The following is a 24,970-nucleotide window of genomic DNA, read 5'->3' on the forward strand; positions in this document are numbered from 1 at the left end:
ATCAAATGAATTTCACATTGAGGCAAGTCGAGATATTGGTCTCAGCCTAACGCATCAGGAGAGTAACCCCGGTAGAGACCCAAAGTGCCATGAACCCGGCCTGAATGAGAGCCTTTATGAATCGAGGTGGTTCGCGATCTGGAAAGATTAACTCCCAGCCTCGTATGGCATATTCGACTGTTGGCAGCATCACCACAAAAAAGACCTGTAGCCAGAGGCAAATCCTAACGACGACCGCTGAGCCGTGAGTCATGGGGCGGTCGTTGATCACGCTTTGTAGGCAGAAGGCGAGCGCGAGCGTGGAGAGCGCCAAAGCCGGCAACGCGTAGAAGAGGAGCATTCGCGCCATACTGACCCGAAATTTCGAGAGCGCATCGTCAACCCTTCGCGCTGCACCTGCTCTTTCTAGCGCAATGGCCCGATCCCTGGAGTTAGAAAGTAGCTGTCTCAGCTCGATAAGCATTGCGATAAAAAGTCCGACCAGAACCTGCGCTACTAGCTCGGCAGCACCCACAGTCATGCAGGCATTGTCTCAATTCATTGCAACTCTCGCTCTGCCGAGGTTGCGCGCAGGCCGTTTAGCCAACGTCCACACGCCCGTTCGGCACCTCGACCGGCCGCGTCACCATCGCGCGTAGCTCGTCGCGGGTGACGTGAGGGCTCAGGATCGCGATCCGCCAGTCCCTGAGCGTGCCGGTCAGCGAGACCACCGCGTCGTTGAGTTCGCGCACGTTGCGGCTGGCCTCGCGGGTTTCCGCCTCCAGCTCGGTGACGCGCTCACGGAGAGGCTGGACCAGGGTGAGCGCGGTGTCGGTGAGAACGTCGGCCGTGTCCGCCTGGAGCTTGCGGCGCTGCGCCCATACCGTGAGGCCCCCGGCGGCGCCGAGCAGTCCGCCGAGCGCGGCGATCACGGTCAGGACCTGGCCGAGGATGCCGCCGCTCATCGGTCACCGTCCAGCAGTAGCGGGACGTCCATGGTCTCGCCGACGTCCGCGGCGCGGCCGAGCCGCCGCAGGTCGAGGATGATCTGCACCCAGCGCCACCAGGAAGCGATGGCCACCGCGCTGACGAAGCCACCGGCGGCGATTGCCTGGGCACCGCTGACGGCGTAGAGAGCGATCGAGTACATCGTCGCCGCGGCACCGAGAACCGCGACACCGGCCAGCTCCAAGGCGAGTCCGGCCAGCAGCGCGGTGCGCGGCCAGGCGAGACCGATGAGGCCGACGGCGCCGGCGACGATCAGGCCGATCGCCCATACGGTCTGGATGGTGGGCGGCATCGCCGTCGAGACGGACCGCGGGGTGACCGCGCCGCCCAGCTGCAGCGCCACGCCGACGATCAGCGCGGCGAGCAGCGTGCTGACCTCGAACGGGTGCCGGCCGGTCGCCAGGGTCAGCGGCCGGCCGCCCATCAGCCCTCCGCCTGCGCGGAGGCGTGTGCAGCCGCGGCGGCCGAGGTGGCAGCGTCGCCCTCGGGGTCCGCCCGGTTGCCGATCGCGTCGGCCAGCGCGTCCAGGAATGCGCGTGCCTGGTCGTGCGGCAGCGCCTGGGTGATCTTCTGGGCCAGCTCGTCCGGGTTGAGGCCGCCCTCGGCCAGCTCGGCGGCGAGCAGCTCGGCGAGCCGGCCGAGGGGGAACGCCGCGATGAAGCCGGCGATGACCTCCTCCGCGTCGACGTCGTCCTGCTGGGCCAGCAGCGCCGCGATCTTGGTGAGGCTGGCGTTCACCGCGGTGAGGCCGGTCTGGATCGCCTGGAATCGCTTGTAGATCTCCGCCCGGTCGATGCCGCCGTTGTGCGTGGCGGAGACGCCCGGCGGGTAGCCGCCGTTGAACAGCAGTCGCCACAGGTCTTCGGCCGCAGCCATGTCGCCCTCCTCAGAGCCGTGTGCGCGCCAGGTGGCGAGGGATTCGCCGGCGAGCACGGAGTAGAGCCGGTTCATCGCGTCCTGCGAGGTCACGAACCGGCGGATGAACGAGATGTGCAGGTGCCACAGGTGTGTGGTGTCGCGGCCCGGGTCCGGGCCGGCGTCCGCGCCGACGCCGAGCGGCCAGCCGCCGGTGAGGACGTAGCAGTAGACGGACCGGCTGTCCTTGGTGCCGATGAACTCGCGGATGATCGGCACGCCGCCGATGTAGAGCCGCTCGTCCCGGGTTCGTGCGGCCACGTCGAGCCGGGTCGTATACCGGCGCATCGCCTCGGCGGACATCGTGAGGTCGAGGGCCGCGGCTTTGTCGCCTGGGCCTTGCCGGTCGGCGGCGACCTCCGCGCGGGAGTAGTCGCCGCTCCAGAGGGCGTCTCGGTAGTTGTGGTAGCCCGGCTTGGCCGCGTAGATGCCACCGAGCAGGGCGGACGGTTCCAACGCGTCGAACCGCTCCCACAGCGACCAGATCTCGTCGGTGATCCTGGCCGGGTTCGGGTTGCGTGCCATCAGTGGAGCTGCCTTTCGATGGTGCCGGCGGCCACCTCGTAGACCGCGACGTCGCAGCCGGTGGCGATGAGCGAGTCGCGAAAGGCGCTCACCGCTGCGGGCAGCGCGTCCTCCCAGGCCGGGTCACCGAACGACTGGGTGCTGATCGTGACGGAGGCATTCATCGGGCCGGAGATCTGCACGTTGTAATCAACAGCGACAGGGGTGTAGCCCACGCTCGGGAATGGCATGCGCGCTCCTAGAGGACGGTGCCGGTGTAGGACGGGGCCGGGCCCATATCGAGCACGAGAATCTCGATCCCGGAGTTCGACGGCTGGACATAGACGGTGTTGCTGCCCGCGGTGCGGCTGATGCTCATGAGCAGTGAGAGGGTGACGGGCGTCGCCGGGGACCGGTATTTCGACGTCCAGGTGGCGGTCGGGTAGGCGGCCGAGATCTCGATGCGCACCGAGGTTCGGCCGATCTCGGTCGACGAGACGGTCGGCGTTGAGCCGTCTTCCGTGGCCGTCCACCGCACCAGCGCAGAGTTTTGGTTGTTGCTCGCCGTGACGCCGAAATCGGTCGCGACGATGTGGATATTGCGGTTCGGGCGGATCGGGATGTCGTCGAACCGGAAGACGGGCACCGAGGTGCCGGAGTTGCTGCCGGACGACTGGGCGGTGATCAGGCCCGCCGCGAGGATCTTCTGGCCGACCGCGACGAAGTCCCACGTGCCTGCGAGCCACCGGCGATACAGGTCCGTGTCCGTCTCGTAGATCAGCATCCCGGCCACCGGCGATGCTGGCCGTGTGCCCGAGGTGCAGCGGATGACAGTCTGCTGCATGAGATACGTGTTGAGGTCGTCGTCGGTCAGCACGGACCCGTTGGTGAAGGTCTTGATCGGCACGAGGCCTCCTGCTCAGTACGCGATGACGTTGGCCCCGATGACGCCCTGACTCGGGTGGCCGATGACGAAGAACCGGTAGCGGTCGGCGCCCTGAAGGCCCCAGGTGGTCTGCCATCGATCTGGTGGAGACCAGGTGTGGGAGATGCTGCGGATGAAGCAGTCGCGCTGGTCGACGATGCCTCCTGGTGGCCGGCGGACCACGGTGATCCGGTCGCCGATCTCGCGGCCGGCCGCGTGCGGCAGCACGGTGTCTGGATCGATCCGGGCGTCGATGGCCAGGCTGGTGAACCGGAACTCCGGCTCCGACTCCTGCCACAGAATCCAGCGGGCCCACCCGAGCGCGGCCTCGTCGGTGGTGACCGGGAGGGTCTCCTCGATGGCGTGCAAGCCGTGGCGGCCGATGGAGGCGGCGTCCTCGACGACCGGCAGCGCGGCGTCCTCGCCGTCGCGGGTGACCGTGACGCGGTTGACCATCTGCATCCGGTCGTAGCTGATGCCGGGCCGGCCGACGTACGGAATCTCGCCCGCGGCGGTGTTCGAGCCGAACGTCGCCCAGCTCGTCGACGAGCGTGGGTCCGTCAGGAGCGCGTGGCGTGAGCGGAAGACGATGTCGCCCTGGGCGTCGACGTACAGCTCGCCGATTTCCGCGGTGGCCACGTCCTGGGCCTCGTCGAGCGGGTTGCCCGCGAGGTCGGTGGCCCGCAGCGCGGTGTCGCCCGCCGCGATCTTTCGCGCCTCGGCCGGCCAGCCCGCGGTGTCGAGAATGCGGTGGATGCGCGCGCCGCTGAGGTCGCCCTCGCCGACCGGGACCGCGGCGGCGAGGCGAGGCACGCCCGCGAGCCGACCGAGGCCGTCGGTCCCGGTGATGGTGACCGTCGCGTGGTCCGGAGCGTCGTGCGACGGGATCCAGGTGTCGACGAAGCCGCGCCAGATCGGGTAGGTGACGCCGTCGTGCTCCAAGCGGATGCGCAGTACGACGCCCGGTGCGGTGAGGCCGGCCTGCTCGATCGTGAACGGGTCGAGCAGGCCGTCATCGTTGAGCAGCTGCACGGAGCACGTGCCGGCGTTGTACTCCACGATCGGCCCGGTCCGTCGGGTCGAGGTCCGTTCGACCGACAGTGACATGAGCCGGTTGGAGTAGTCCGCGAGGACGTCGACCGTGCCGATCCGGCCCGTGCCGATCCGGCCGTTGACCGGGTGGCCGATGAGCAGGTACGTCGGGTCGATCTCGGCGCCGTGCTGCAGACCGACGTCGACGAGCACCCTCACCGTTGCCTCCACCTCGATCCGGAGCTGGCCTCGTACGCCTTGATCGACTCCACGATCTGGCGCCCGACTTCTGCTGGGTGCGCGCCGGGCTGGACGTTGACCGTGATGCTGTACGCCCGGGTGCCGGCGAGGTCGTGCCCGACCGGCTCCGGGCGGCCGGTGCCGTTGTGGGCGATGGACAGCCCGGGCGGCAGGTGGCCACCCGCGTCGTAGGAGCCAAAGGGCAGGCCGGAACCCTTGCCGACCAGGCCGCCCAAGGCTGCAGCCCAGTGGATGTGCTCGTTGCCCTGGAAGCGGCCGGTGCCGGCGTGCTGGTCGTAGACGTCGCCGGTGTACCGGAAGGGTCGGCCCTGCCAAAGGTTCAGGTCGTGCCAGGGTGTGATCAGCTCCCTGGTGCGCGCGCCGAACGTGGATTTGATCCACGCCGCGAGCGCCCGGACCGCGGGGTAGTCGACCGCGCGGCCGCGAGAGTGCTCGTCCAGCTCCCCGCTCAGCGTCCGGGAGCCGGGCCGAAGCCCGGAGATCAGCCGAAGACTCGGGAAGCGGTTGCTGATCAGGCGCTGCATCCCCTGCCAGCCGCCGAGGACGGACTGACCGCCCAGGCCGCCGCCGTCACCGCCGAGCTTGTCGGTCAGCCACTTTCCGGCCCAGCCGACGAGCTTGCCGCCCATGCCGCGCACGAGCGCGCCGAGGCTGCCTGCGCCCGGGATCTTGGCGAGTAGCGGCCCGGCGAGACGCTGGAGCGCGCTCTTCGAGTCGGTGACCCACTCGCCGAGGCCCTTCGCGCCGTTGATGACCCGGCCGAAGAAGTCACCGATCCCGGAGCCGGTGCCGACCTGGCCGCCGTCTTCGCGGCCGTCGAGATACGGGTCGACGTCGTCTCGGGTCACGCGGCCGCGCTTGGCGTTGATCGCTTTGATGAGCCCGAGGTTGGCCAGCGTCGACCGGGTGTTGGTGATGAACTCACCGCTGGCGACCTTGAGCAGACCGTTCGGCCCGACGGCGAGTCGGTTGTCCCGCAGACTCGGCGCGCCCGGGATCTGGCCGCCGGACGCAAAGCCGCGGATCTCGGGGATGCGGTCCTTGACGCCGACGAACGACGCGGCGGAGTTGATGCCGCGGATCAGCGGGTTGATCACCGAGTTCGCCACGAACGTCACGGGGACCTTCGCGGCGTCCTTCACTCGCTCCCAGGCGCCCTTGATCGCGTCGACGCCGGTCCGGAAGGCGTTCGGCAGCGTCTTCGTGATCCACTCGCCGAGGGGGTTGAAAACGCGGTCGCGCATCCAGTTCCACGCGGACAGGATGGCGTTGAAGATGCCGCTCCAGACGCTGATGGTGATGGTCAGCAGCATCTTGAAGTACCAGATGATCCCGTCGATGGCCTTGCTCAGCCAGGGCCACACGTACTGCAGAAACCAGGTGACCGTGGCGCCGATGGCCGTTTTCACGCTGGCCCAGACCGCGTTGACGATGTTCCGGAACGTTTCGTTCTTCTGGTAGGCGATGATCACCGCGGCGACCAGGGCGCCGATGGCGACGACGACCAAGCCGATGGGGTTCGCGGTCAGCGCCGCGTTGACGAGCCACTGGCCGGCCGCCCATACCCGGCTGGCGATCGCGGCCGCGTTCTGCGCCACGGTGGAGGCGATCGTTGCGGCGGTCGCGGCGACCGTGACGGCGGTGGTGCGCACCCAGGCGGCGAGCTCGATGGCCTTGACGCCCACCCAGACGCCGAGCGTGGTGTTGCCGATGCCGAGGACGGCGTTGTACGCGGCCTGGGCGCCGCTGGCGATCGCGGTTACGACGCCCCACGCCTTCGTGGCCGCGCCCGCTACGGCGACGGCCGCGCCGTAGCCCTTGACGATGATGACCGTGCCGGCCAGCGTGCCGCCGAGGATCTTCGTGGTGGTCTCGTGGTCCTGGAACCAGCGGACGGTGTCGCCGATCGCGGGGATCAACGTGCCGGTGGTGTAGACCGCGATCTCGCGCAGAGCGGGGAGGACCACCTCGCGGCCGATCCGGGCTGCCGTGTCCATCGCGCCGTTGAGCTGGTCGCGGTGTGCTGCGGCGAAGTCCTTGACCGCGGGGATGGCCTGGCCGCCGATGACGCCGATGAAGCCCTGCTGGATGCTGCGGATGAAGCCCTGTACCCGTGCGCCGTCGGACTGGTCGGCGAGGCCGGACGTAGCGCCGTTGAGGTCGCGTAGTTCGGAGGTGAGCGAGCTGACGTTGAGGTTGCGGAACGCATCGCCCAGGTCCTCCCACTGGGTACCGAAGAGGCCGACGCCGATGGTGTTCCGCTTTACCGGATCCTGGATCGCGTTGATCTTGTCGACGATGGTGTCGAAGGCCTTGGTCGCCGCAGGGCCGCCGGAGGCCAGCGTCTTCGCGAAGGTGTCGGCGGAGAGGCCGAGGGCCTTGTAGGAGTCGAGCGTGGTCTTGGAGCCGTCGATCGCACGGATCGAGAACTCCTTGAAGGCGTCGGCCGCGATGTCCGCGTTGCGGGCGCCGCCGTCGAGCAGCTGGGTGATCGCGCCCAGCGCCTGTGGAGCGGTGAGGCCGAGCTTGGTGAACTGGACGCTGTACTCGGTGAACGTGTCGAGCAGGTCCTGGCCCTTGTCGGCGCCGTTCTGGAAGCCGACGGTCAGCACGTCGAGGGCCGCCTGTGCGCTGGGCGCGAGACCGCTGCGCAGCATCGAGGAGACCGCTGCGGTAACGCCGGCGACCTCCTCGTCGAAGACGCGGGCGATGTTGAGCGCGCCGGCCGCGATCTCGTCGAGGACCGGCACGCTGGCGTCGCGCAGCTCGGGGATGTTGCGGATCACGGAGGCGATCGCGTCGTTGACCTCGCCGAGGCTCTCGCCGTAGCCGCGGGCGTAGAGGGCGCCGGCGGCCTCTCCGATCCGGGCGGACTCCGCTTGGGTGAGGGCGAGCTGGGCGCGGAGCTTGTCCGTCGCCTTGCTCACGTCGAGGGCGCCGGCCACGCCGGAGGCGATCCCGGCACCGACGCCGGCGCCGATGCCCAGAGCGCCGAGTCCGGCGGTGACGCCGGTCTTGAGCTTGTCCTGGATTCCGGCCGCGATCTGCGCGCCGATGCGGTTGCCGTCCTTGGTGGCGTCGATGCGCTTGAGCCTCTTGGTCAGCTCGGCACCGAAGTTGTCCAGCTGGGGCATGACCGCGACGAACGCGGTCCGCATGACGCTCATCGGGCCCCGTTCTTGATCGCGGCCGGGACGAGGTGCGGCCGGGGTGGTTCGTTCTCGGTGCCGGTCTCTACGAGCAGCCCGTACCAGGCGCGGCCGCCCCAGCCGACGAGGAAGAACACGAGGCCCTCCTCGGGGTCGTAGACCCGCTCGACCTGGATGTTGCGGCGGAGGTTGCCGGTGTCCTTCGGTGCCAGCTGGCGAGCGTCGCGGCGGATCGCGTTGGCGACCTGGCGGACCGCCTTGGCCACCTCCGGCACCTGGGAGAAGGCGGCGAGGACCTCGGGACGGATCGGCTTGTTGTCGGTGCGCACCGAGGTCCTCCTGTCAGGTGGGAATCTCTCCGCGCCAGAGCGCCGCGAGGCGTTCTTCGCGGCGTTCGTGGGCGTGGATCTCAGACGGCAGCAGGGGTGCGTCGAGCCACTCGGCGAAGCGCCGGTGCCCGCAGTCCGCGGCGCACACGTCGCGGCCGCACTTCTCGGCGTGCTCCTGACGCTGGGCGAGGTGCACGTAGATGAGGTTGCAGAGCAGCCGGGGCGAGAGCCGGGTCAGCCACCCAGGACCGTGGCCACCGGGACCATGCCCGCGAGCTTCGGGTTCGCGTCCGCCGGCGAGGCCGGGGAGGCTGAGGATGAGGTGCTCGAACTCGGCGAAGTGGAGGACTGCCCAAGAGAGGAGCCGTGCGGCTCCTGCGTAGGGCGGCCGGCCTGCACCTCGAACAGGGCCATGGCGAGCCGCATCAGCTCGTCAATGTTGCAGTTATGGTTGACCGCGAGCTTGTAGAGCCGGTCGAAGGCCTTGCCGTCCGCGGGCTGATCGCCGGTGGCCGGAATGGTGAGGCTGCACCGCATGGCCTCCCACATCGCGCCGAGGCCTTCCTGCTCGTCGATCTTGCCGGTGGCCGCGGCGCCGATCTGGAGCATGAGCATCGGTGGGATGACGCCGTGCACGGTGAACGTCTCGCCGAAGAACTCGAAGCTGTCCTTCTCGGCTGTCGGGTTCGCCTCGCGGACCGCGGCGCCGAAGGTTCCGAGGTGTCCCATCGTCAGACCCCCTGTGCCAGCGAACCGGCCGTCCACCGCTTGTACGGCGTGGCCAGCACGGCGGCGTCGGGCAGCTCGGCGGCGAACTCGACCGGCAGGCCGGCCTTGGTCTCCACGGTGCCGCGCGCGGTCTCGACGGAGCCGCCGTTGAAGACCTGCGGCCACCAGATCAGCTCCTCGTCGTCGTACGACAGGAACGCGAGCTGGACCCGCACCTCGTTGCCGGTCAGCGGTGGCACGTACGAGCTGAGCTTGGTGCCGTTCGAGCCGGTGACGGTGATGGTGCCGCCGTTCATGGCGAGCTTCCAGTTGACGTCGGAGATGTGGTTCATCTCGAACGCCACCGTGCCGGACTTCTCGGTGGTCACGGTCTTCACCGCGTAGAGCGACTCCGCGACTCGGATCTGCTCGGTGCTGGTGGACTCGGTGTAGGTCAGGCCCGCGTCGGTGGCGCCGACCTGGAGCCACGCGGCGTCCCAGGTGACGGCGATCTTCCCGCCGACTGCGGTCGGCGCCGGGGCGGCGGTGCCGAGCGGCGCCCAGCGGATGACGCCCGGGCCGGTCTTGATCTGGCCGGGCTGGATGGTCACGTTCGCCATCTACTTCGCCTCCTTGCCGGCCGCGGCCGGAGTCTCCTGGCCGGCGGCGGCCGCCGCGGCGTGCTGGCCGGCCTTCGACGACGGGGAGGCGACGTAGTCCTCCCAGCCGTTGGCCTTGACGGCGTCCTCCGACACCTTGTCGCCGACCCGGTACGCGAACACGCCGCGGCCCGGGTCGCCGAAGGGGATGTCGGAGGTCACGATGCGGTCGGTCACGTCGACCCCTCCGGATTCACTGTGAGCTGGACTTGCGTGAGGTATCTGGCCCTGCCGCTGGTCTCGTCCGGGGACCAGAGCATCGACAGGGGGATGTCGAGGGCGGTGATCCAGCCGCCGGTGATCGGGCCGAGCAGCCCGTAGAGCGCGGCCTCGCCGGTGCGCGCGAGTCGGCTTGCGGCAGCCTGATCGCCGCCCCACCACTCGATCTGGAACTCGGGCGTCGACTCCCACGGCCAGGCGTATGCGCCGCCGAGCGAGGACGTCCGTACGGCCGGCGCGCTACCGGGCGCGAGCCGGGTGCCGACCCGGCCGGAATGCAGCGGGGCCAGCGCGGGGTGCGCGGTGAGGTAGACGACCAGGGCGGCGTCAACGTCGGGCTGGACGTACACGGTCACCCCTGAGTCACCTTGATCATCACCGCTTCGAGGTGGTGGAGCTGGCCGCGGTCCTTCCAGTGCTCGACGTCGCCCTCGACCTCGTAGGTCTGGCCGTCCCACTCGATCCGGTCGGTGGCGAGCAGGTCGGCGGTCCGCGGCAGCCAGACCCGCCACCGGGTGACGGTGCGCTGCTCGTCGACGACGTCCTCGGTCGACGACGCGGGCTGGACGCTCGCGCGGAGCACCGCGGTCACGGCGGCCGGCCAGTCCGGGCCCTGGTTGCCGTACCCGTCGGCGATCAGCGGAGCGCGGAGGCGGGTGATGCGGTCACGCAGCTGCACGGTCTCCTCCTATCGCCTGGTGACGATGCCGCCCTGCCACTGCCAGTCCGGCTCGGGGAAGGAGTGCAGCGGGCCGCCGCCAGCCGTGGCCGGGTCGAGGTAGGCCGCACGGGCCGCGTCGAGGATCGCGGCGAGGCGTCCGCGGTCGGCGGTGCGCGACGTGGCGCCGACCTGCTCGCTGGCGAGCATCGCCGGGTTGTCGTACGCCAGCGCGGCCAACTCGATCGCCCAGCCCCACAGGTCGTCGGGAACCGGGTCAGGCCAGGCGGTGAGCTTGGTAGCGGACCGCAGCCACCCGGACGCCTTACGCCGGGCGACCGTCGCGCTGGCCTCGTCGAGCGGCCCCTGCTGCAGGTAGTCCGCCAGCTCGGTCAGCTCGAACAGGTCCGCCACCGTCAGGCTCCGTACTTCTCGCGCAGCTGGTCGCGGGTGAGGCCGCCCTGCTCGGCGGTCTCTGCCTCCGGCGCCCCCTTGCTGGCCGCGTATGCCGCCCAGGCCGCGCGGGACGCGCTGGCGGCCGGCTTCTCGGGGGCGTCTGGGGTGACCGGCTCGACCAGCGCCGGGATACCGGCGTCGGTGGCGGCCTTCCGGTTCGCCGCCTGCGCGGTGTACCAGTCGCCGAACACGGAGCCGGGCTTCAGGTCCGCGTCGCTGGCGAAGGCGCCGAGGCGCTCGCCGCGGGCGACGTCGGCCTCGCCCAGCTCGACGGTCTCACCGCGCAGCGCGGTGCGCTCGATGCCGTCCTCGCCGAGGTACCAGAACGAGGCCAGCTTGATTGTCTTCTCAGCCATCGAGCCCGGTCACCTTCTTGATCGAGTAGGGATTGGTCACGTACATGACCGGGCGGACGTCGGACTGAACCCAGTTGCGCTGGGTCTCCCGCTCGCGCCAGGCCTCGGTGTCGAGCGCCTTCTCGACGCGCAGCTCGCCGACCTGGCCGCGGGCGACCGCGTAGCCGGTACCGTTGGCGATGCGGTTGCTGGCATACATTTCGACGCCGTAGGAGTCGAGGACCGCCTGCGCCGTCGACCCGTAGGTGTTGAAGAACTGCATCCGCTGCTTCGGGTTGACCAGCCACAGGTCGTAGGTGACGCCGAGCTCGTCGGTGTCGGCGAGGAACTGCGCCTGGCCGAGGTCGGCGGCAGGCCAGCCGCTGTTGTTGGTCTGGGAGCTGCCGCCGGTGACGACGGTGCCCCAGTTGTGGCCGACGAACGTACCGCCGCCGCCGAGCGCGGTGATGGCCGCCTCCAGCGTCTCCACCGCGCGGGTGTTGACCTTGCGGACGATGGTGTTCGCGAGCTGGGTGACCTGGTTGTTGAAGAACGTGACGTCGTTGCGGTCGCGGGCCTCGTCGGTGATGAAGAACTTGCCGCCCCACTTCTCGACCAGGGCGACCTTCGGCACCGTGCGCTGGGAGCCGACGATCGGGAACTCGTCGCCCGGGCCGACGCGCTCGACGTCGCGGTCGGTGTAGAGCTCGTTGGTGGTGGCCTGGTCGTAGACGACCGAGCCGCCCGAGACGCTGCCGGCGGTGGCGAAGATCCGGTCGACGATGAACCGGGCCAGGGTGAGGTCCATGATCCGGCGGGTGATGCGGGTCGGCTGCCGCAGCGCGGTGTCGACCGTGAGGACGTTGCCGCTGAGCGTCGGGGCGGCCAGCGGGTATGCGATCTGCTGGTTGGGCATCTGGCTGTGTCCCGTCTCAGAGGAGGTTGAGCGCGATACGCGCGTCGTTGCCGCTGGTCACGCCGTCGACGCACTGGCCGACGGCCACACCGGAGGCGAGGGTGACGGCCTGGCCGTTGGTGCCGACCTCGACCCGGGCGCCGGCGGCGATGGTGCCCCCGGCGGTGACCGGGACGATGCCGGACCGGATGACGCCGACCGGCTCGCCGGACGCGGCGTCGTAGGTGGCGACGCCGAACACCGCGCCCGCGGCGGTGGCGGGCGCGACCTGGTACTTGCCTCCGGCGGTGCGGTTGCCGGAGATGTTGACGAACCGCTTGCCGGTGACGGTGGCGCTCGCCTGCGCGGTGATGCGCTGGCCCGGCTCCTCGAACGGGATGAGCTCGTTCGCCATGGATCAGCCCTCCACCTTCGCCGGGGCGCCGACGCCCGCGAACCAGTAGTCGTCGCTCGCGGCCGGGTCGGTCTCGGCCACCTCGTTCTTGCTGGTGCCCGCGTAGCCGATCTCCTTGACCGGCACGAGGCCCGGCCGCAGGTCGGCCAGGGTGCTCTCGGCACCCGGGTCGGCGGCGAGCTGCGCGATCCAGTGGTCGCGGCGGGCCGGCGGGATGCGGCCGTCGTCGACCGCGGCCTGGACCAGGCGCTCGCGGCGCTCGGTCAGCTGCTGCGCGCGGGCCTCGCGGCCGTCACGCGCGTCGTTGAGCAGCTGGGCGTGCTGGGCCTCGTCGAGGGTGACGGTGCCCGGTGCGGTGCGCGGCGCGGGCGGCTCGGCCAGACGCTCGGCGAGCGCGGCCAGGATGGCGCCCTCGTCGGCGTCGCTGGCCAGGCCGAGCTGCTGCCGCATGGTGGTGAGCTGCTCGTCGCTGAACGCCACGGCGGGGCTCCTCTCCTGCGTGGTGGTGCCGGACGCGGACGCGGCCGGGGTCTGTCGGGCCGGGATACGTGGCGCGGGTGCGTGCTCGCGGCCGGCGTAGGTGTAGATGCTCAGGTCGTGGCGCGCCTGGTCGGCGAGGCTGTCCCAGAGGTCCCAGAAGGCGGACGAGCCGCCCGGCGTGACCTGCTCACCCTGTGCGGTGCCGGTCTCGTCGGCGGCCGCGATCCGGTCGGCAAGGCCCGCGGCGACCGCTTCCTCTGCGGTGTACCAGGACTCGGCCTGCATGATCGCGCGCCACTCCTCGGTGGATCCGCCGGTGCGCGCGGCGTACGTGGAGGCGATCGAGTCGCTGGTGGCGTGGAGGCGGCGCAGGTACCGCTCGACCTCGGCGGCGTTCCCGACCGCGTAGCCCCAGGCGTCGTGGACCATCATCTGGCTGCCGATGCCCATGACCACCTCGTCGCCGGCCATCGCGATGACGCTGGCGGCGGAGGCGGCCATGCCGTCGACGCGGACCACCACGCGGGCCCGGTGCGCACGGAGGACGTTGGCGATCGCCACGCCCTCGAACGCGTCGCCGCCCGGGCTGTTGAGGTGAAGGACGATCTGGTCGACGTCGAGGCTTGCGACGTCGCGGACGAAGTCGTCGGCGGTCATGCCGAACCAGCCACCGATCGTCTCGTAGACGTAGACGTCCGCGCTGGTCGACTCGGCCGCGGCCTCCTCGCCGTCCTCTTCCGTGGCGAGCGCCAGCACCGGGCCGACGTGGTACCAGGACGGCGGCTGCCGAGTCTGATCCGGGCCGGCCGCCGGCGTTGGGCCAGCAGGCGTGAAGTTTCTTGCGCGGGCAGCGCGCCGGGCTCGGGTAGTCACTGGTCCTCCGAGGTGATGGGCGCGGGCGCCGGGCGGTCCTTCGGTGGAAGGCCGTACTGCTGGCGCAGCGTCTCTTCGAGGGTGCGGTCGGGGAAGATCGCGCCCGCGTCGAAGAGCATCTTCAGCGCCTGCGCGGTGGCGGCCTGGCGCGAGCCGATCTCGTCGAAGGTGACCCGCGGGGCGGGCTCGTCCTCGCCGAAGTTGACGTCGACCAGGTCCTCGACGATGTGCGACGTGGCCACGTCGGCGACCTGCTGCGCGAGAGTCTGCAGCGACAGCGTGAAGAAGTCGGCGAAGGTCGTGCCGAGCGCCCACGAGCCGGTCTGCGTGCCGAGGTTGAGGAAGTGCGCGAGGACCGCGCGGGCGATCTGCTCGTCGTGGTACCGGATCGACGGCTGGGCGTTCGGCAGGCTGCCCTCGACGCCGGCGAGCCGGAGCTTCGCGCCGTGCGGGGTGGCCGCGCCGGAGGAGTCGCCGGCACGCCAGGCCTTCGCCATCTTCAGGCCCGCGCTCAGGTCGCTCTCGCCATCGGCGCCTTCGTAGACCGGGATGCCCATGCCGTTGCGCTCGATGGTCTGCGCGTCGACGCGCAGCAGCCGGTCCTTGATCAGCCAGTGCTTGTACGCCGGGCGCAGCAGCGACCGGCCGAACCAGTTCCCGCCCTCTCGGTCGTGGACATACGCCACGAGCTGGGAGACGGGGATCGGGCGCTGGAGCTGGCCGGCCTTCGCGCTGAACTGGGTGATGCTGATCAGCCCGCCGTCGTGGTCGACGTCGATCCGTTCGATCGTGCGCGGCATCCGCGGTGCGAGCTTCCGGAGGCGCGCGCGTCGGCCGTCGTCGGTGATGCGGTAGACCTGCTCGAAGAACGCGTGCCCGAACGGCAGCATGAGCAGCGCTTGGCGCAGGTGCTCCGGCCACGAGAACCGGTCGCGGACCCGCGCGGGCGGCGGCCGGGTGCCGTCGGCACCGACGATCGGCAGACCGAGGTCGTCGGCGACCAGCTGCACCACCTCGTCGCGAGCGCCGGCCGGGTCGATTCGCCATGGCGTGCGGCGCACCGGGAGGGTGACCGCGCGGAGTACCGAGGCGACCTGGGCGTCCTGGGAGCGCATCGCGTCGTAGACCTCGACCGAGCGCGGCCAGCGCAGCTCCGGCGTCGGCTCCTCGTCGAGGACGGTCCACCAGTCGCCGGCGTGCGGGTTCGCGTAGCCGATCTCGCTGACGGGGGCGGCCGGGATGGTCATGCGTGGTCACCTCCGACGCGGAGTTAGAAGCCGGCGGTGGCCAGCTCGTTGGTCTCGGAGCGGCCATCCGCCGGAGCGTTGACAGGAGCGGCGGGCGGCGGTTCCTCAGGCGGGGACACGGCGAGGGCCCACAGCGCTTCGGCGCCGCCGACCAGCGGGCAGATGTCCGTCTCGCTTCTCGTCCGTGACCACGCCCAGAGGCCGTCGCCGATCGAGCGGCGCCCGGCCGAGGCGATCGCGCGTCCCATCACCGGGTCGCCCAGGTGCCGCAGCTGCTGGGCCTCGGTCCGGGAGGAAAACTCTTCGCAGGCCTGGCCCAGGTCGCGGGTGGACATCTGCCGCGGCACAATGCCGACCTCGGCGAGCCTGTTGATCTGGGCACCGGCGGGACCGGTCGGGTCGAGGACCCAGTCGAGCGGGCGGTGCCTGAGCAGCTCGACTGCGCGACCCGGGATCCAGTCGACGCCAGGCGCGTGCGCCACGACTTCGAGGTGTGGCAGACCGTCGGGGCGCCACATCGCGGCGACGATCGCGGCCGACTTCGACCCGGGCGCCACGTCGATCGCGAGGACCGGACGCCCCGCGGGTGCGGAGTCCTCGTCCTTGCACTGTTCCCACGACGCGAGCAGCTCGGCGCCGCCGGTGATCGGGTCGTCCCACCAGCCGAGGCGCTCGCGCGCGAACTCCTCCGGCGTAAGCGCACGACGCTCAGCGGCGACGAACGTGACGGTGATCCGGCCGCGGGCGATGGCCGGGTTCGCGGCGCGCCAGCGCTCGACGTCGTCCAAGGCGCAGCCCTCGGCGCCGAGCCGGTGGTCGCAGTCGTCCTCGGTGCAGCCACCCTCCGGCGCGCACCACTCGACGTAGACGAGCGACGGGTCGCCGCCGGCGCGGCCGCGGTTGCGGATCGCGCGGAGGATCGCGGAGTTCCTGAGTCCGGCCGACGAGCCGTAGAGCACTTGCGCGTCCCGCCTCGTCGCCAGCGTCGGGATGAGCGATCCCATGTGCGAGGGCTCCAGCGCGAATGCCTCGTCGAGCACAATCTGGTTGCCGCTCAGTCCGCGGCCGCCGGTCTTCGAGCGGGCCAGGAACTTGATCCGAGGACCGGCCGAGGTGCGCGACTGTCCGTGGAACTCGATCTCTTCCTCGCCGTGCGACTCGGAAATCTTCTTCAGCCGCCGCGACAGCAGCGGGGAGCCGGTGATCGTCTCCTGCAGGCTGAGGAAGGACTCCTGTGCGGTGACGAAGCGGTGTGCGGTCCAGGCGATCAGCGTTGCGCCGAAGAGGATGACGTTGGCGATGACGACCGGCTTGATGACGCCCATGGTCTTCCCGTTCTGGCGCGCCTCGATGATCGCGGCCTCCAGCGCGGCCCACGGCTGCTCCAACGGCCCCTCTGAGAGGATCGCGTCGATGGCGAGCGCCTGCTCCGGGTCGATGCCGATGCCGACGTCGCGGGCCAGGTCGACCGCCTCGCTGCCTGCCGAGGACAGCCGCGGTGGAACCCAGAGGTGCGCTGGTCGGATCAGGTCAGGCGCCTCGACGTCGAGCACGGCGCTCCTTCAGCTCATCGACGAGGTCCGGCTCGACGGGTGCGCCCTCCAGCGCGGCCGCGAGCGTCGCCCGCAGCTCCTTCGCCAGCGCGGCCAGACCGGACGCCGTGTGTCCGCCCTCCGCGAGGGCCGCAGCGAGCGTCAGCGCGATCTCGCCCTCCGGCGTCGACTCGCGACCCGCGTTGGTCAGACGTTCGAGGGTGGCGCCGACCGGTCCGGCGCGGGCGACGGACTCAGCCGATGGCGCCGGGAGCCGGTGGACGTTTGTCGGGGCCGGCGGGCTCAGCGGAGGTGCGTCGGCGCGGCGCTTCTCAGGCGGTCGGCACTCCTCACAGCGCCTCCGCGGACGGCCCGGACCGGGCTTCGGCATGAACGGCTTCCCGCAGTTGCTGCACTCGCGCTCCACACCGGCCCACCTCCCGTCATTACGCCCCGTATTTACGGATCCGGAATTCGGCTCACGGGGAGAGAAAAGCTCGACTGGCGCGGGGGTCATTTGCCCTGGTCACCAGATTTTTCTAAACGTTTCGGTCACCAGCGACGCGAGTGCCGCAACGCGGCCCGCTGGCCGTTGGTGACGGCAGCCCCGTTGCGCCCGCCCGCGGACCGGTTGCAGCGCAGGTGCTCCGGGCCGGTCCACGCGGTGCGGTCGTCGTTGTGCCCGAGGTCCCACGCCGCGTCGGCCGCGATCGCCCGCTCGGGCTCGATGCACCGCCCGGCATGGCAGTCGACGAGCCCGGCCTCGACCCTGGGGCGCCACCGCTCGCGCTCGCGCTGGTGGGCGTGGCCGTACCCGCGCTCGGTCGTGGTCCTGCGCGGCACTGTCGCCTCCCTGACACTGAGCGGCGCCACGGTGACGGATCGTCCAATCTGCTCGGATGAGCAAAAACATGTGGACGGTCGCTGTGGCCGTCGCGAGCCTCATTGCGCTCGGCGGCTGTGGTGGCGGTGAGGACGGCGCGGCTCCGGCCGCGCCCGAGACCCCGCCGGTGGTAGCGACCTCGTCGGCCGCCGCGCCGGAGCCGGCCGTCGAGCCGTCGTTCTCGGAGCAGGACCGCGCGGCCTACCTGACTGCGCTGGCGGAGATCGACGAGGGCCTGGTCGCCAACGAGGATCGCGCGGTGCGCCGGGCCGAGGAGACGTGCGCGGACATCGCGGCGGGCGAGATCACCGGCACGGCGCTCGCGGACCGGGTGGTTGAGCGGCTGTCGGGCGGCAACGCCACCATCGACCGGGCGCAGGCCGAGCAGGCGATCGAGTTGATGAAGAAGCACATCTGCAAGTAGGGACATCGGGCGGCGCCCCGCAGCGCCGCCCGATTTCACCACCCCCCGCTCGTCCCGCAGTTGCGGTCCGAGGTCTCAATGCGTAGCGGAGCCCCGAGTCGAACGGGGGACCTCTGGGTTATGAGCCCAGCGCGCTGCCACTGCGCCACTCCGCTTCGGCGGCTTGAAGCCGCTCCCGGGCGACGGCGGCGTAGTGCGCCGACGCTTCGACTCCTACGAACGTCCGTCCGGTCTGCATGGCCGCGACGCCGGTGGAGCCGGAGCCGACCATCGGGTCGAGCACGCGGCCGCCGGGCACGCATACGCCGAGCAACTCAGCGATCAGGTCGACCGGCTTCTGCGTGATGTGGACCCGGTTGGCGCCGCGAGGCTGACTCGCGGAATACAGCCCCGGCAGGTACACCGGGTTCCGCGTCGCGTCGATGCCGCCCTTGGAGCCCCACAGCAGGTACTCGCACTCGGCCTTGAAGCCGCCCATCCGCGGCCGCGAGATCGGCTTGTGCCACGGGATGATCCCGCGCCACAGCCATCCGCCGGCCTGGAGCGCATCGCTCGTGGCCGGCAGCTGGCGCCAGTCGCAGAAGACCAGCGCCGAAGCACCCGGCCGGGCGACCGCGAGGCAGTGCGCGAGGATGAGTGCGAGCCAGGCGGTGTAGCTGCGCTGGTCGCGGTTGTCGCCGGTGAAGTCCGCAAGCTGGTGCTGGGCGTCGCTCCTGACGTACTTGCCGCGTGCGCTCTCGCGGGTGCGGTCGCTCTGCGTCCGGCCGCCGGAGTTGTACGGCGGGTCGGCGAGCACCAGGTCGACGCTCTCCGGCTCCAAGGTCGGCAACACGGCCAGCGCGTCGCCCTCGTGCAGTTCCCAAGCAGCCATCGTTGCCCCCGTTCGCATGGGGGTACGACGATGGATGAGGATTTGCCCGGTCGCCGCCTACCCCCATAGGTGGCGACCGGGCAGGTCGCCACGCTGTGGGGGCAGCGCAAAATCGAGGACCCTCGGCGCCGAGCGCCTGCAGGGTAAGCCGGGCTGTGCTCAGCGCCCGGAAGTTGATCAAATACTGCCGCGCTGGTGAAGAGGCGTCAAGCGCGAGGTGGTCAGGCGTGATGGCCCACACCTGGCCACTCCCCGCCCCGGATCCGGAACACCCTTCGGAACGCCGGCAGCCCGGGCGCTGAGCGCTCCGGGCTGCTGTGGGTCCTGATTCCGGGCAGCTTCTGCCAACCCGGGAAGTGATCAAATGGTGCCTCGCCAGTGCGTCGTCGTCAAGCGGCGCGGGGCCGGCCGCGGCCGCTGCTGTCCTTCTTGGCTTCGATCCGAGCCGCCTGGTTGAGCGAGTAGTGCGTCCGGCGTTTGCCGTCATCGCAGGTCAGCTCGACGTTACTGAGGCCGTCGCGTCGGGCCCAGTTGCGAATCATGGCGACCGTCACGTCTGCGCCCAGGCGTCCGGCGATCTCCTGCGCCGTGCCCCACTCGTCACCGTGTAGCGGAATCACGCGGCACCTCCTGAGCCGAATCGCCTCTGCCGACGAACACTGGGCGGGTGCCCATTTGGTGCGGAATGCACTTTCTAAAGCAACGTTACTGAAACTTTATAAATCAGCCCCTGAAGGAAAACGGAGCAGTTTCGATGTCGACGCCGGGTGATACACAGCGCTGGTCACCTACGGTTCAGAACGTAACTTGTGCGACTGTATGCGCAGGTCAGGACCCTCCTACACCACGATTCCCGGGTGTTGAACGGCATCGAGATTCCATTACGCTGGGCTAGCAACGAAGAGGCCCGGCCCAGGAGTGGGGCTCCAAAGCCGGGCGAAGCGTCCACATCCCATGCCGTCCAAGGCAAGAAAACAGGAGCGCCCAATGAGCGTACCTCCAATGCATGTGTCCGTGCAGGTCAAGGCCTGGGGAGTGGCGGCTGTGGCCAGTAGCTGCCTTCTGCTCCTCGGCCACCACGCCGAACGGGCCGTCAGCCCGGTTGCGTCCGCAGTGGGCATGATCATCGCGGCCTGCATCGCAGGCTCTTTCACGCTGCAGGCGGCACTCATAACGTCGGCACCGAGCCGGCGGTGCAGGTTGCTACGGCCTAACCGCAAGCGCTGAGAGCGGATGGGGCCGGGTGAGCCGGCCCCATCCCGCTGCGCCACTCACCTCACGCCAACCCCGCGTCGCCCATCGGCTGCCTCCCCGATAAGCGCGCTGAACGCCCAGATGTGTCCGACGCCCTGCGCCCGGTCCTTCGTCCCACACCTGCAGCCCGCGCCAGCGCACATGCAGTCGGCCGCGCACGCCACGGGCCGGTCGCTCGGCGCCGACGTCCGCACCACGAGCCGTCGGCTGCCGCACGCCGGGCACGGCACGCCGACGAGCGGCTCGTGGTCGTTGCCGAGCGCAAGCGCGTTCCGGATCTCGCAGTCCGCCTCGTCCACCCACTTCGCCACCTCCGCCGCGGCTGCGGGCGAGATCTGCGGCATCAGCTCCAGCAGCGTGGAGAGCACGGGCTGCCCGGGGCGGTACCGGTCGTCGAGGATCCGGCCGGCGAGCCAGGCCATCGTTTCGCGGGTGCTCGCGGCGAGCCGCTGCATGTCATCGCGGCCGGGGGAATCCCCGCGGCGCAGGAGCGCGTCGAGAATGCCGTTCGAGTGATGGGTCTTGCCGCCGCCGATGGCGCCATAGACCTGGGCGCGAAGGGTGCCGGCATCGTCGTCGACGAGCTGGCGGCGCTCGACGTTCGCGGCGTGTGCGAGGTGCGGCCAGGCCGCGCGGAGCGACCAAAGGGCGGCGGTGGCGTGCAGACGGTGCGGGTGCGTCACGGGGTGGTGCTCCTGTTCGGTGGGTCAGGCGGAGGGCTGCTCGGCGGCGCCCTCACGCTCACGGCGGATTCGCTGGCGCTCCGGAGTGGTCTTGCCACCCCAGACGCCGAACCGCTGGTCGGTCTCGATCGCCCAGTCCAGGCAGACCACCTCAGCCGGGCAGCGGGCGCAGATGGTGCGGGCCGGACCCACGCTGACGCCGCGGTCCGGGTAGAACCTGGGCTGGTCTTCGGGCTGGCACGCGATCTCGCCGGCCACCGCGAACGGCGGCGCGTCGCCGGTCACCGGCCACGCCCGATCGCGGTGATGGCGACCACCTCCGCGCGGCCCAGCGTGTGGCACCCGCACCCCGCGGGCTCCGGGGCCGGGCCGGGCTCGCCCAACTCGACCGGGCCGTCCTCGGTGACCAGCTCCGCCCACTTGAGCCCCGGCTGCTGCGGCGCGGTGCGCGAGAACCAGCGATCCCAGGCCGGCGGGATCTGCGGGCGCACGTGCGTGGCGTCCTCGCGCGTCCAGGTGTGGAGGCGGCCGTGCACCACGTTGATCGTGCGGTCAGGGCAGGCCGGCGCGTTCCAGGTAGCGGGCAGCACGGTCTTCTTCACGGACATGACGAGCTCCTTCGGGTCAGACGTCACGCGTCAGGGGTGCGGGGGTCGCGATGTAGCCGGCGGCGGCGAGCAGCTGGACGAGCGTCGCGCCGGTCATGACGACGTAGCCGTCGCCGGGCGAGGACTTGCCGCGGCGCTTCACCCAGGCGACGCCGAGGTCGGCGCCGTCGTTGATCCGCTCGGCCTCCGCCTCGGCGAGGTACGAGGCGAGCGCGATGGCGCGCTCGTTCTTGGCCTCGATGACGACGCCGGGGATGCCGGCGATGTCGCCGCGGTCCTTCATCCCGTTCTTGGCGCGGCGCTCGGCGTGCGGGACGCCGTTGTCGTTCAGGAAGCGCACGATCGCGGTCTCCCACGCCGTGCCCTTTCGCATTGAGGCGCTCATTCAGGCTCCGATGTCGAAGATGGTGGCCTGCATCGGCCGGGGTGGGCATTGGTGCTGCGCGTGGATCGGGCCATTCAGCACGGGGTCCTTCATGCGGTATGGGTATCGGTAGGCGAGTTCGTTGTTTCGGAGCCGGGAATAGGTGCGGCGCCCGTCGAGGAGGGCCTCGATTTCGGCGTTGCGATCCGGCAGCGGAATGAGGTCGGCGCGCACTCGGATTCCCTCGTCCAGCGCGGTGATCGTGATGCTCCGGCAGCGGGGGCACCTCGACAGCGCGGCGGGCGTGGAGAGCAGGTGCTCCACGCCCCCTCACCGGCCGATGCAGGGTTTGCAGGGTTTGCAGGGAGTTCTGGCGCCGATAGCTTTTCGCGTTCCCACGGCTCCAACACGCTCCGTGTTTGCTCCGTTGGGTCGCGCCCGCGTGTTGGCTGAAACAAACCCTGCAAACCCTGCAAACCCTGCACTCACGGCTTCACTCCGTCCGATTCAGTGGCATTGGAGTGGATTTGCCACAGCGCCGTCTTGGTGCGGTCAAACCCTGCATGCCGGGAGACGAGACCTCCGGCCCACCGGCCGTCCCGGTTGCGGAGCCACTTCCCGAGCGACTTCGACACGCCCGCCATCGACGCCCCAGGGCGGGACAGCTTGGCCTCCAGGTCGCCCGGGAGCGCCTCCGCGGGGATCGGCCCGGGCTCGATAAGACTGCCCGTGTTGACCTTCCCGAGAAGCTCCTTGGCGGTCCACGTGGCCGACCCGAATGCGCCATAGGCGGCGCGCAGGAAATCGCCCCACTCGTCGTCGTCGGTGCCGATCTCGGTCTGCGTGGAGGGGTCATCGAATCGGCCCGGAATTCCGGCGTGGGCGATGATGCCGTCCACCATTCGGACCCACCGCGAATAGGAGTCCGTGGTGCGTGCGTCCCGCATTGGCATTCCGGCGATGACCCAGGCGCGCACGATGGTGATCAGCGCGTGCAGGAGCTTCCCGCGGTGCGCCTTGACCCACCCCTCCAGGTCTCCGATCGCGAACCCCGTGCGCCGCTCTGGATTCGGCATGCCCGGGTCGATGACCGTCCTCAGCGTGCGGCGCGGGAGGTCGCCACCGATCGAGAGGTTGTTGCCGGTGATCGTCCAGAGCCGGTCGTTCTTCGCGGTGGCCCAGCTGGTGCTGCCGAGCACCCGGTCGTCCCACCGGTCCGAGGTGAGCAGGCCGGCCATGATGCTCGACTTCAGGTGTCCGCCGACGTTGTCGAAGATGGCGATGATCCCGGTGGTGACTGTGAGGATCGCGGTGATCTGCTTGCGCATCTCGGCGTCGTCATCGGGCAGCTCCGCGCGGAACACGCCGCCGTGGATCCACCGGCTGAGGTTCGCCAGCAGCGTCTTGCCGGAGCCGGGCTGGTGCGCCTCGATCGCGTGCAGCTTGTACGGCGGTGGCGCCATCGCGCGCAGCAGCGGCGTAATCAGCGCCCCGACGTAGTTGGCGCGGTAGTGGTCGGTCAGGAATGGGAAGCCGCTGAGCATCTCGTCGAGCATCTGCACGGCGCCGCGCACGTGGCCCTCGTCCGGCAGGTCCGGCACCGGCGGCACGTGCAGCCCTGGGTCGGGCAGGTGCAGCAGCCCAGTCGCCGGGTCATATCCGGGCACCTCGACGAGGCTGCCGTCCGGCCGGAAGACCGGCGCGTGGATGACGCCCTTCAGCACCCGCAGGTTCGGCAGCATGTCCGGCACGTCCAGCGCGGTCCGGGCCGCGGTCTTCGGGAACAGCGCGGGCTTCGGCTCCCAGTCCTCCTTGACCTTGACCAGCTTGTAGACGCCGTAGGTGTATGTGATGCGGCTGGCGAGCCGGGAGTCGTCGACCTCGCGAACCTGCGCCGGGCCGTCCTGGTCCTCGTCGCCGTCCGAGAGCGGCACGTAGCCCTCGTCGCCCTCCCGCGGTGTGTGGACGACGACGCCCCCGCGGCGAAAGAGGCCGGCCAGCTTCCCGCGCCCCGCCTCGTTGCGCAGCCACTCCGCGGCGACCGCGCTGTTGGAGACGTCCAGTTCGGTCGTCCACACCCGCGCCGGCGGCGGCACCGGGGCCGGGTCGGGCACGGGCGCACCGAGGATGTCGCCCAGGGCCTCGCGCTGCTCCCGCGCCGGCGACACCAGCGGCGTGCCGTATCCGGCCTCGGCCAGCGCCCGGGCGGCGGCGGAGTGGCTGCCGCCGTGGTGCAGCGCCGCGAACGCGCCGAGCTTGGAGTAGCTCTCGTTGCCCTCCAGCGGCGCGGCCGAGGTGGTGAAGACGTGAAGCCGGTCGGTGCCGAGCGCGTTGGTGCTCGCGGAGGTCCCGGTGCTCTTGCCCGGCCGCGTCCAGTACGTGACGCCGTCCTGCTGGTAGTGCTCGGTCCAGCCGACCGGCTCCAGGATCTCGTGCCACGAGACGCGCGCGGCGTAGTCGTCACCGGGGCTGATCGCGCCGGCCGGGCGGGCGACGGTGCCGAGCGAGACTGCGGGCACGGCGGCCAGAGCGACCGGTGCGGCCGGGGCGATGCGGGCGCGGGCGGCGGCGAGCGCCTCCTGCAGCTGCGCGACGGTGTACCGCTGCGGCGCGGCGGAGACGATCCGGCACGGCCGGGCGAGACCCTCCTTGCGGTTGACGGTGCCGGGGATCCGGAGCACGCGGGCGAGGTCGCCAACGCCGCGCCCGTACCGCCAGCCCTTGCCCGCGGCCGCATGCTCGATCACGGCCTGCCAGTCCTTCGCCAGCGACCGGGCGGCCTCCAGCGCGGCGCCGTCCTCAAGGAGCCAGGGCGCGTCGAGCAGCCAGATTGGGTAGAGGCCTCCGCCGCTGTGGATCCAGATAGTCGGCTCGGGCAGCCCGGACGCGGCGATGACCGCACGGCCGGCGTCCTCGTCCGGCGGCAGGTCCTGCTCGGCGTGACCCGGGCCCGCGAGGTCCAGGTCGGCCCACAGCGCGGGCAGCGCGGCGGAGTCGGCGGCACCACCGCGGCCGCGGATCCGGCTCGGGCACTGCTCGGCCGGCTGACCGCACGGACTCGTCGTGCCGCAGCCGTGCTTCCAAGGGCTGAAGTCCCCGTGGACCGAGGTCACCCGGGCGTAGATGCCCTCGCGCCCGGACGCGTCCAGCGCGGCCACGTAGGCGGCGGCGCGGTCCAGCTCGGCGGCGGGGAAGGTGCGCCCGGTCCAGTCGCCAGCGGAGCAGATGTGCACGTGCCCCGGGGAGTCGCCGTGCAGGATCGCGAGCCAGCGCGCGACGGCGGTCGGGTCGAGGGTGACCAAGA

Annotated in this window: 33 protein-coding genes and 1 tRNA gene; 1 reads left to right on the plus strand and 33 read right to left on the minus strand. The window is 70.7% G+C overall.

All coding sequences use genetic code 11. From position 1 onward, the window contains the following. Positions 1–46: 46 nt before the first annotated feature. The 24 genes from J2S44_RS18045 to J2S44_RS18160 form a co-directional block, all read right to left on the minus strand. Positions 47–520: a hypothetical protein gene (locus tag J2S44_RS18045; protein ID WP_310415129.1), complete on the minus strand. Its 474-nt coding sequence runs from the start codon at positions 518–520 to the stop codon at positions 47–49. 58 nt (positions 521–578) lie between these two features. Further along, positions 579–944 carry a hypothetical protein gene (locus J2S44_RS18050; protein WP_310415132.1) on the minus strand — a complete coding sequence of 122 codons (366 nt, stop codon included), beginning with the start codon at positions 942–944 and terminating at the stop codon, positions 579–581. Beyond that, positions 941–1,411, minus strand: a complete 471-nt coding sequence (locus J2S44_RS18055) for a hypothetical protein (RefSeq protein ID WP_310415135.1) — start codon at positions 1,409–1,411, stop codon at positions 941–943. The genes J2S44_RS18050 and J2S44_RS18055 overlap by 4 nt, the downstream gene beginning before the upstream one ends. After that, a complete protein-coding gene (locus J2S44_RS18060) occupies positions 1,411–2,427 on the minus strand; it encodes a hypothetical protein (RefSeq protein ID WP_310415138.1) in 1,017 nt (338 codons plus the stop codon). Before J2S44_RS18060 ends, J2S44_RS18055 begins: the two co-directional genes overlap by 1 nt. Then, positions 2,427–2,657: a hypothetical protein gene (locus tag J2S44_RS18065; protein WP_310415141.1), complete on the minus strand. Its 231-nt coding sequence runs from the start codon at positions 2,655–2,657 to the stop codon at positions 2,427–2,429. The genes J2S44_RS18060 and J2S44_RS18065 overlap by 1 nt, the downstream gene beginning before the upstream one ends. Positions 2,658–2,665: 8 nt before the next feature. Next, the gene (locus J2S44_RS18070) at positions 2,666–3,313 is read right to left on the minus strand and encodes a hypothetical protein (RefSeq protein WP_310415144.1); all 648 of its coding nucleotides are present in this window, start codon (positions 3,311–3,313) and stop codon (positions 2,666–2,668) included. A 12-nt stretch (positions 3,314–3,325) separates the two neighbouring features. Further along, positions 3,326–4,582 (minus strand): hypothetical protein, encoded by a 1,257-nt coding sequence (locus J2S44_RS18075; protein ID WP_310415146.1) that lies wholly within the window; start codon positions 4,580–4,582, stop codon positions 3,326–3,328. Beyond that, entirely contained in the window at positions 4,579–7,791 is a 3,213-nt protein-coding gene (locus tag J2S44_RS18080) for a phage tail tape measure protein (protein ID WP_310415149.1), read from the minus strand. Before J2S44_RS18080 ends, J2S44_RS18075 begins: the two co-directional genes overlap by 4 nt. Continuing rightward, positions 7,788–8,102, minus strand: a complete 315-nt coding sequence (locus J2S44_RS18085) for an HK97-gp10 family putative phage morphogenesis protein (RefSeq protein ID WP_310415151.1) — start codon at positions 8,100–8,102, stop codon at positions 7,788–7,790. The genes J2S44_RS18080 and J2S44_RS18085 overlap by 4 nt, the downstream gene beginning before the upstream one ends. Positions 8,103–8,115: 13 nt before the next feature. Next, positions 8,116–8,298 carry a hypothetical protein gene (locus tag J2S44_RS18090; protein ID WP_310415154.1) on the minus strand — a complete coding sequence of 61 codons (183 nt, stop codon included), beginning with the start codon at positions 8,296–8,298 and terminating at the stop codon, positions 8,116–8,118. Positions 8,299–8,336: 38 nt separating this feature from the next. Then, positions 8,337–8,831: a hypothetical protein gene (locus tag J2S44_RS18095; protein ID WP_310415157.1), complete on the minus strand. Its 495-nt coding sequence runs from the start codon at positions 8,829–8,831 to the stop codon at positions 8,337–8,339. Between the two features lie 2 nt (positions 8,832–8,833). Then, positions 8,834–9,430 (minus strand): phage tail tube protein, encoded by a 597-nt coding sequence (locus J2S44_RS18100; RefSeq protein ID WP_310415158.1) that lies wholly within the window; start codon positions 9,428–9,430, stop codon positions 8,834–8,836. Continuing rightward, complete coding sequence (locus J2S44_RS18105) at positions 9,431–9,646, minus strand: hypothetical protein (RefSeq protein ID WP_310415161.1); 216 nt, start codon at positions 9,644–9,646, stop codon at positions 9,431–9,433. It lies immediately after the preceding gene. Next, positions 9,643–10,044 (minus strand): hypothetical protein, encoded by a 402-nt coding sequence (locus J2S44_RS18110; RefSeq protein ID WP_310415163.1) that lies wholly within the window; start codon positions 10,042–10,044, stop codon positions 9,643–9,645. Before J2S44_RS18110 ends, J2S44_RS18105 begins: the two co-directional genes overlap by 4 nt. After that, complete coding sequence (locus tag J2S44_RS18115; RefSeq protein ID WP_310415165.1) at positions 10,041–10,367, minus strand: phage head completion protein; 327 nt, start codon at positions 10,365–10,367, stop codon at positions 10,041–10,043. The genes J2S44_RS18110 and J2S44_RS18115 overlap by 4 nt, the downstream gene beginning before the upstream one ends. 9 nt (positions 10,368–10,376) lie before the next feature. Then, a complete protein-coding gene (locus tag J2S44_RS18120) occupies positions 10,377–10,760 on the minus strand; it encodes a hypothetical protein (protein ID WP_310415168.1) in 384 nt (127 codons plus the stop codon). 2 nt (positions 10,761–10,762) lie between these two features. Further along, entirely contained in the window at positions 10,763–11,158 is a 396-nt protein-coding gene (locus tag J2S44_RS18125; protein WP_310415171.1) for a hypothetical protein, read from the minus strand. Further along, positions 11,151–12,053 carry a major capsid protein gene (locus J2S44_RS18130; RefSeq protein WP_310415174.1) on the minus strand — a complete coding sequence of 301 codons (903 nt, stop codon included), beginning with the start codon at positions 12,051–12,053 and terminating at the stop codon, positions 11,151–11,153. The genes J2S44_RS18125 and J2S44_RS18130 overlap by 8 nt, the downstream gene beginning before the upstream one ends. 16 nt (positions 12,054–12,069) lie before the next feature. Then, on the minus strand, positions 12,070–12,447 hold the full coding sequence (locus J2S44_RS18135; protein ID WP_310415176.1) for a DUF2190 family protein: 378 nt from the start codon (positions 12,445–12,447) through the stop codon (positions 12,070–12,072). Positions 12,448–12,450: 3 nt separating this feature from the next. Further along, positions 12,451–13,683 carry a head maturation protease, ClpP-related gene (locus J2S44_RS18140; protein WP_310415179.1) on the minus strand — a complete coding sequence of 411 codons (1,233 nt, stop codon included), beginning with the start codon at positions 13,681–13,683 and terminating at the stop codon, positions 12,451–12,453. 113 nt (positions 13,684–13,796) lie between these two features. Continuing rightward, positions 13,797–15,047 carry a phage portal protein family protein gene (locus J2S44_RS18145; protein ID WP_310415182.1) on the minus strand — a complete coding sequence of 417 codons (1,251 nt, stop codon included), beginning with the start codon at positions 15,045–15,047 and terminating at the stop codon, positions 13,797–13,799. A 23-nt stretch (positions 15,048–15,070) separates the two neighbouring features. Continuing rightward, on the minus strand, positions 15,071–16,600 hold the full coding sequence (locus J2S44_RS18150; protein ID WP_310415185.1) for a terminase large subunit domain-containing protein: 1,530 nt from the start codon (positions 16,598–16,600) through the stop codon (positions 15,071–15,073). After that, entirely contained in the window at positions 16,578–17,006 is a 429-nt protein-coding gene (locus J2S44_RS18155) for a hypothetical protein (RefSeq protein WP_310415188.1), read from the minus strand. Before J2S44_RS18155 ends, J2S44_RS18150 begins: the two co-directional genes overlap by 23 nt. Positions 17,007–17,131: 125 nt before the next feature. Beyond that, the gene (locus tag J2S44_RS18160; RefSeq protein WP_310415191.1) at positions 17,132–17,422 is read right to left on the minus strand and encodes a hypothetical protein; all 291 of its coding nucleotides are present in this window, start codon (positions 17,420–17,422) and stop codon (positions 17,132–17,134) included. A 56-nt stretch (positions 17,423–17,478) separates the two neighbouring features. On the opposite strand from J2S44_RS18160, the gene J2S44_RS18165 reads away from it, so the two are divergent. Continuing rightward, positions 17,479–17,886: a hypothetical protein gene (locus tag J2S44_RS18165; protein WP_310415193.1), complete on the plus strand. Its 408-nt coding sequence runs from the start codon at positions 17,479–17,481 to the stop codon at positions 17,884–17,886. A gap of 83 nt (positions 17,887–17,969) precedes the next feature. On the opposite strand, the gene J2S44_RS18170 is transcribed toward J2S44_RS18165, so the two are convergent. The 9 genes from J2S44_RS18170 to J2S44_RS18210 all read right to left on the minus strand — a co-directional run bounded on the left by J2S44_RS18170 (position 17,970) and on the right by J2S44_RS18210 (position 24,968). After that, positions 17,970–18,041, minus strand: a tRNA-Met gene (locus tag J2S44_RS18170). After that, positions 18,005–18,775, minus strand: coding sequence for a DNA-methyltransferase (locus J2S44_RS18175; RefSeq protein ID WP_310429757.1), 771 nt, complete (start codon positions 18,773–18,775; stop codon positions 18,005–18,007). The genes J2S44_RS18170 and J2S44_RS18175 overlap by 37 nt, the downstream gene beginning before the upstream one ends. A gap of 371 nt (positions 18,776–19,146) precedes the next feature. After that, positions 19,147–19,377 carry a hypothetical protein gene (locus tag J2S44_RS18180; protein ID WP_310415196.1) on the minus strand — a complete coding sequence of 77 codons (231 nt, stop codon included), beginning with the start codon at positions 19,375–19,377 and terminating at the stop codon, positions 19,147–19,149. Between the two features lie 651 nt (positions 19,378–20,028). Further along, entirely contained in the window at positions 20,029–20,694 is a 666-nt protein-coding gene (locus J2S44_RS18185; RefSeq protein WP_310415198.1) for a hypothetical protein, read from the minus strand. 24 nt (positions 20,695–20,718) lie between these two features. Continuing rightward, positions 20,719–20,979 carry a WhiB family transcriptional regulator gene (locus J2S44_RS18190; RefSeq protein WP_310415201.1) on the minus strand — a complete coding sequence of 87 codons (261 nt, stop codon included), beginning with the start codon at positions 20,977–20,979 and terminating at the stop codon, positions 20,719–20,721. Beyond that, positions 20,976–21,302 carry a hypothetical protein gene (locus J2S44_RS18195; RefSeq protein WP_310415203.1) on the minus strand — a complete coding sequence of 109 codons (327 nt, stop codon included), beginning with the start codon at positions 21,300–21,302 and terminating at the stop codon, positions 20,976–20,978. The genes J2S44_RS18190 and J2S44_RS18195 overlap by 4 nt, the downstream gene beginning before the upstream one ends. Positions 21,303–21,318: 16 nt before the next feature. Continuing rightward, a complete protein-coding gene (locus J2S44_RS18200) occupies positions 21,319–21,675 on the minus strand; it encodes a hypothetical protein (protein ID WP_310415206.1) in 357 nt (118 codons plus the stop codon). Between the two features lie 12 nt (positions 21,676–21,687). Beyond that, a complete protein-coding gene (locus tag J2S44_RS18205) occupies positions 21,688–21,990 on the minus strand; it encodes a hypothetical protein (RefSeq protein ID WP_310415209.1) in 303 nt (100 codons plus the stop codon). A gap of 161 nt (positions 21,991–22,151) precedes the next feature. After that, complete coding sequence (locus tag J2S44_RS18210; RefSeq protein ID WP_310415212.1) at positions 22,152–24,968, minus strand: hypothetical protein; 2,817 nt, start codon at positions 24,966–24,968, stop codon at positions 22,152–22,154. Positions 24,969–24,970 lie beyond the last annotated feature (2 nt).

The sequence above is a fragment of the Catenuloplanes niger genome (assembly GCF_031458255.1).
Lineage (GTDB): Bacteria > Actinomycetota > Actinomycetes > Mycobacteriales > Micromonosporaceae > Catenuloplanes > Catenuloplanes niger.

What these genes read in the sequence shown, in the direction of transcription:
- J2S44_RS18045 (WP_310415129.1), bottom strand. Translation starts at nt 520, where the DNA reads ATGACTGTGGGTGCTGCCGAGCTAGTAGCGCAGGTTCTGGTCGGACTT.
- J2S44_RS18050 (WP_310415132.1), bottom strand. Translation starts at nt 944, where the DNA reads ATGAGCGGCGGCATCCTCGGCCAGGTCCTGACCGTGATCGCCGCGCTC.
- J2S44_RS18055 (WP_310415135.1), bottom strand. Translation starts at nt 1,411, where the DNA reads ATGGGCGGCCGGCCGCTGACCCTGGCGACCGGCCGGCACCCGTTCGAG.
- J2S44_RS18060 (WP_310415138.1), bottom strand. Translation starts at nt 2,427, where the DNA reads ATGGCACGCAACCCGAACCCGGCCAGGATCACCGACGAGATCTGGTCG.
- J2S44_RS18065 (WP_310415141.1), bottom strand. Translation starts at nt 2,657, where the DNA reads ATGCCATTCCCGAGCGTGGGCTACACCCCTGTCGCTGTTGATTACAAC.
- J2S44_RS18080 (WP_310415149.1), bottom strand. Translation starts at nt 7,791, where the DNA reads ATGAGCGTCATGCGGACCGCGTTCGTCGCGGTCATGCCCCAGCTGGAC.
- J2S44_RS18095 (WP_310415157.1), bottom strand. Translation starts at nt 8,831, where the DNA reads ATGGGACACCTCGGAACCTTCGGCGCCGCGGTCCGCGAGGCGAACCCG.
- J2S44_RS18100 (WP_310415158.1), bottom strand. Translation starts at nt 9,430, where the DNA reads ATGGCGAACGTGACCATCCAGCCCGGCCAGATCAAGACCGGCCCGGGC.
- J2S44_RS18125 (WP_310415171.1), bottom strand. Translation starts at nt 11,158, where the DNA reads ATGGCTGAGAAGACAATCAAGCTGGCCTCGTTCTGGTACCTCGGCGAG.
- J2S44_RS18130 (WP_310415174.1), bottom strand. Translation starts at nt 12,053, where the DNA reads ATGCCCAACCAGCAGATCGCATACCCGCTGGCCGCCCCGACGCTCAGC.
- J2S44_RS18135 (WP_310415176.1), bottom strand. Translation starts at nt 12,447, where the DNA reads ATGGCGAACGAGCTCATCCCGTTCGAGGAGCCGGGCCAGCGCATCACC.
- J2S44_RS18145 (WP_310415182.1), bottom strand. Translation starts at nt 15,047, where the DNA reads ATGACCATCCCGGCCGCCCCCGTCAGCGAGATCGGCTACGCGAACCCG.
- J2S44_RS18165 (WP_310415193.1), top strand. Translation starts at nt 17,479, where the DNA reads ATGAGCAAAAACATGTGGACGGTCGCTGTGGCCGTCGCGAGCCTCATT.
- J2S44_RS18175 (WP_310429757.1), bottom strand. Translation starts at nt 18,775, where the DNA reads ATGCGAACGGGGGCAACGATGGCTGCTTGGGAACTGCACGAGGGCGAC.
- J2S44_RS18195 (WP_310415203.1), bottom strand. Translation starts at nt 21,302, where the DNA reads ATGTCCGTGAAGAAGACCGTGCTGCCCGCTACCTGGAACGCGCCGGCC.
- J2S44_RS18200 (WP_310415206.1), bottom strand. Translation starts at nt 21,675, where the DNA reads ATGCGAAAGGGCACGGCGTGGGAGACCGCGATCGTGCGCTTCCTGAAC.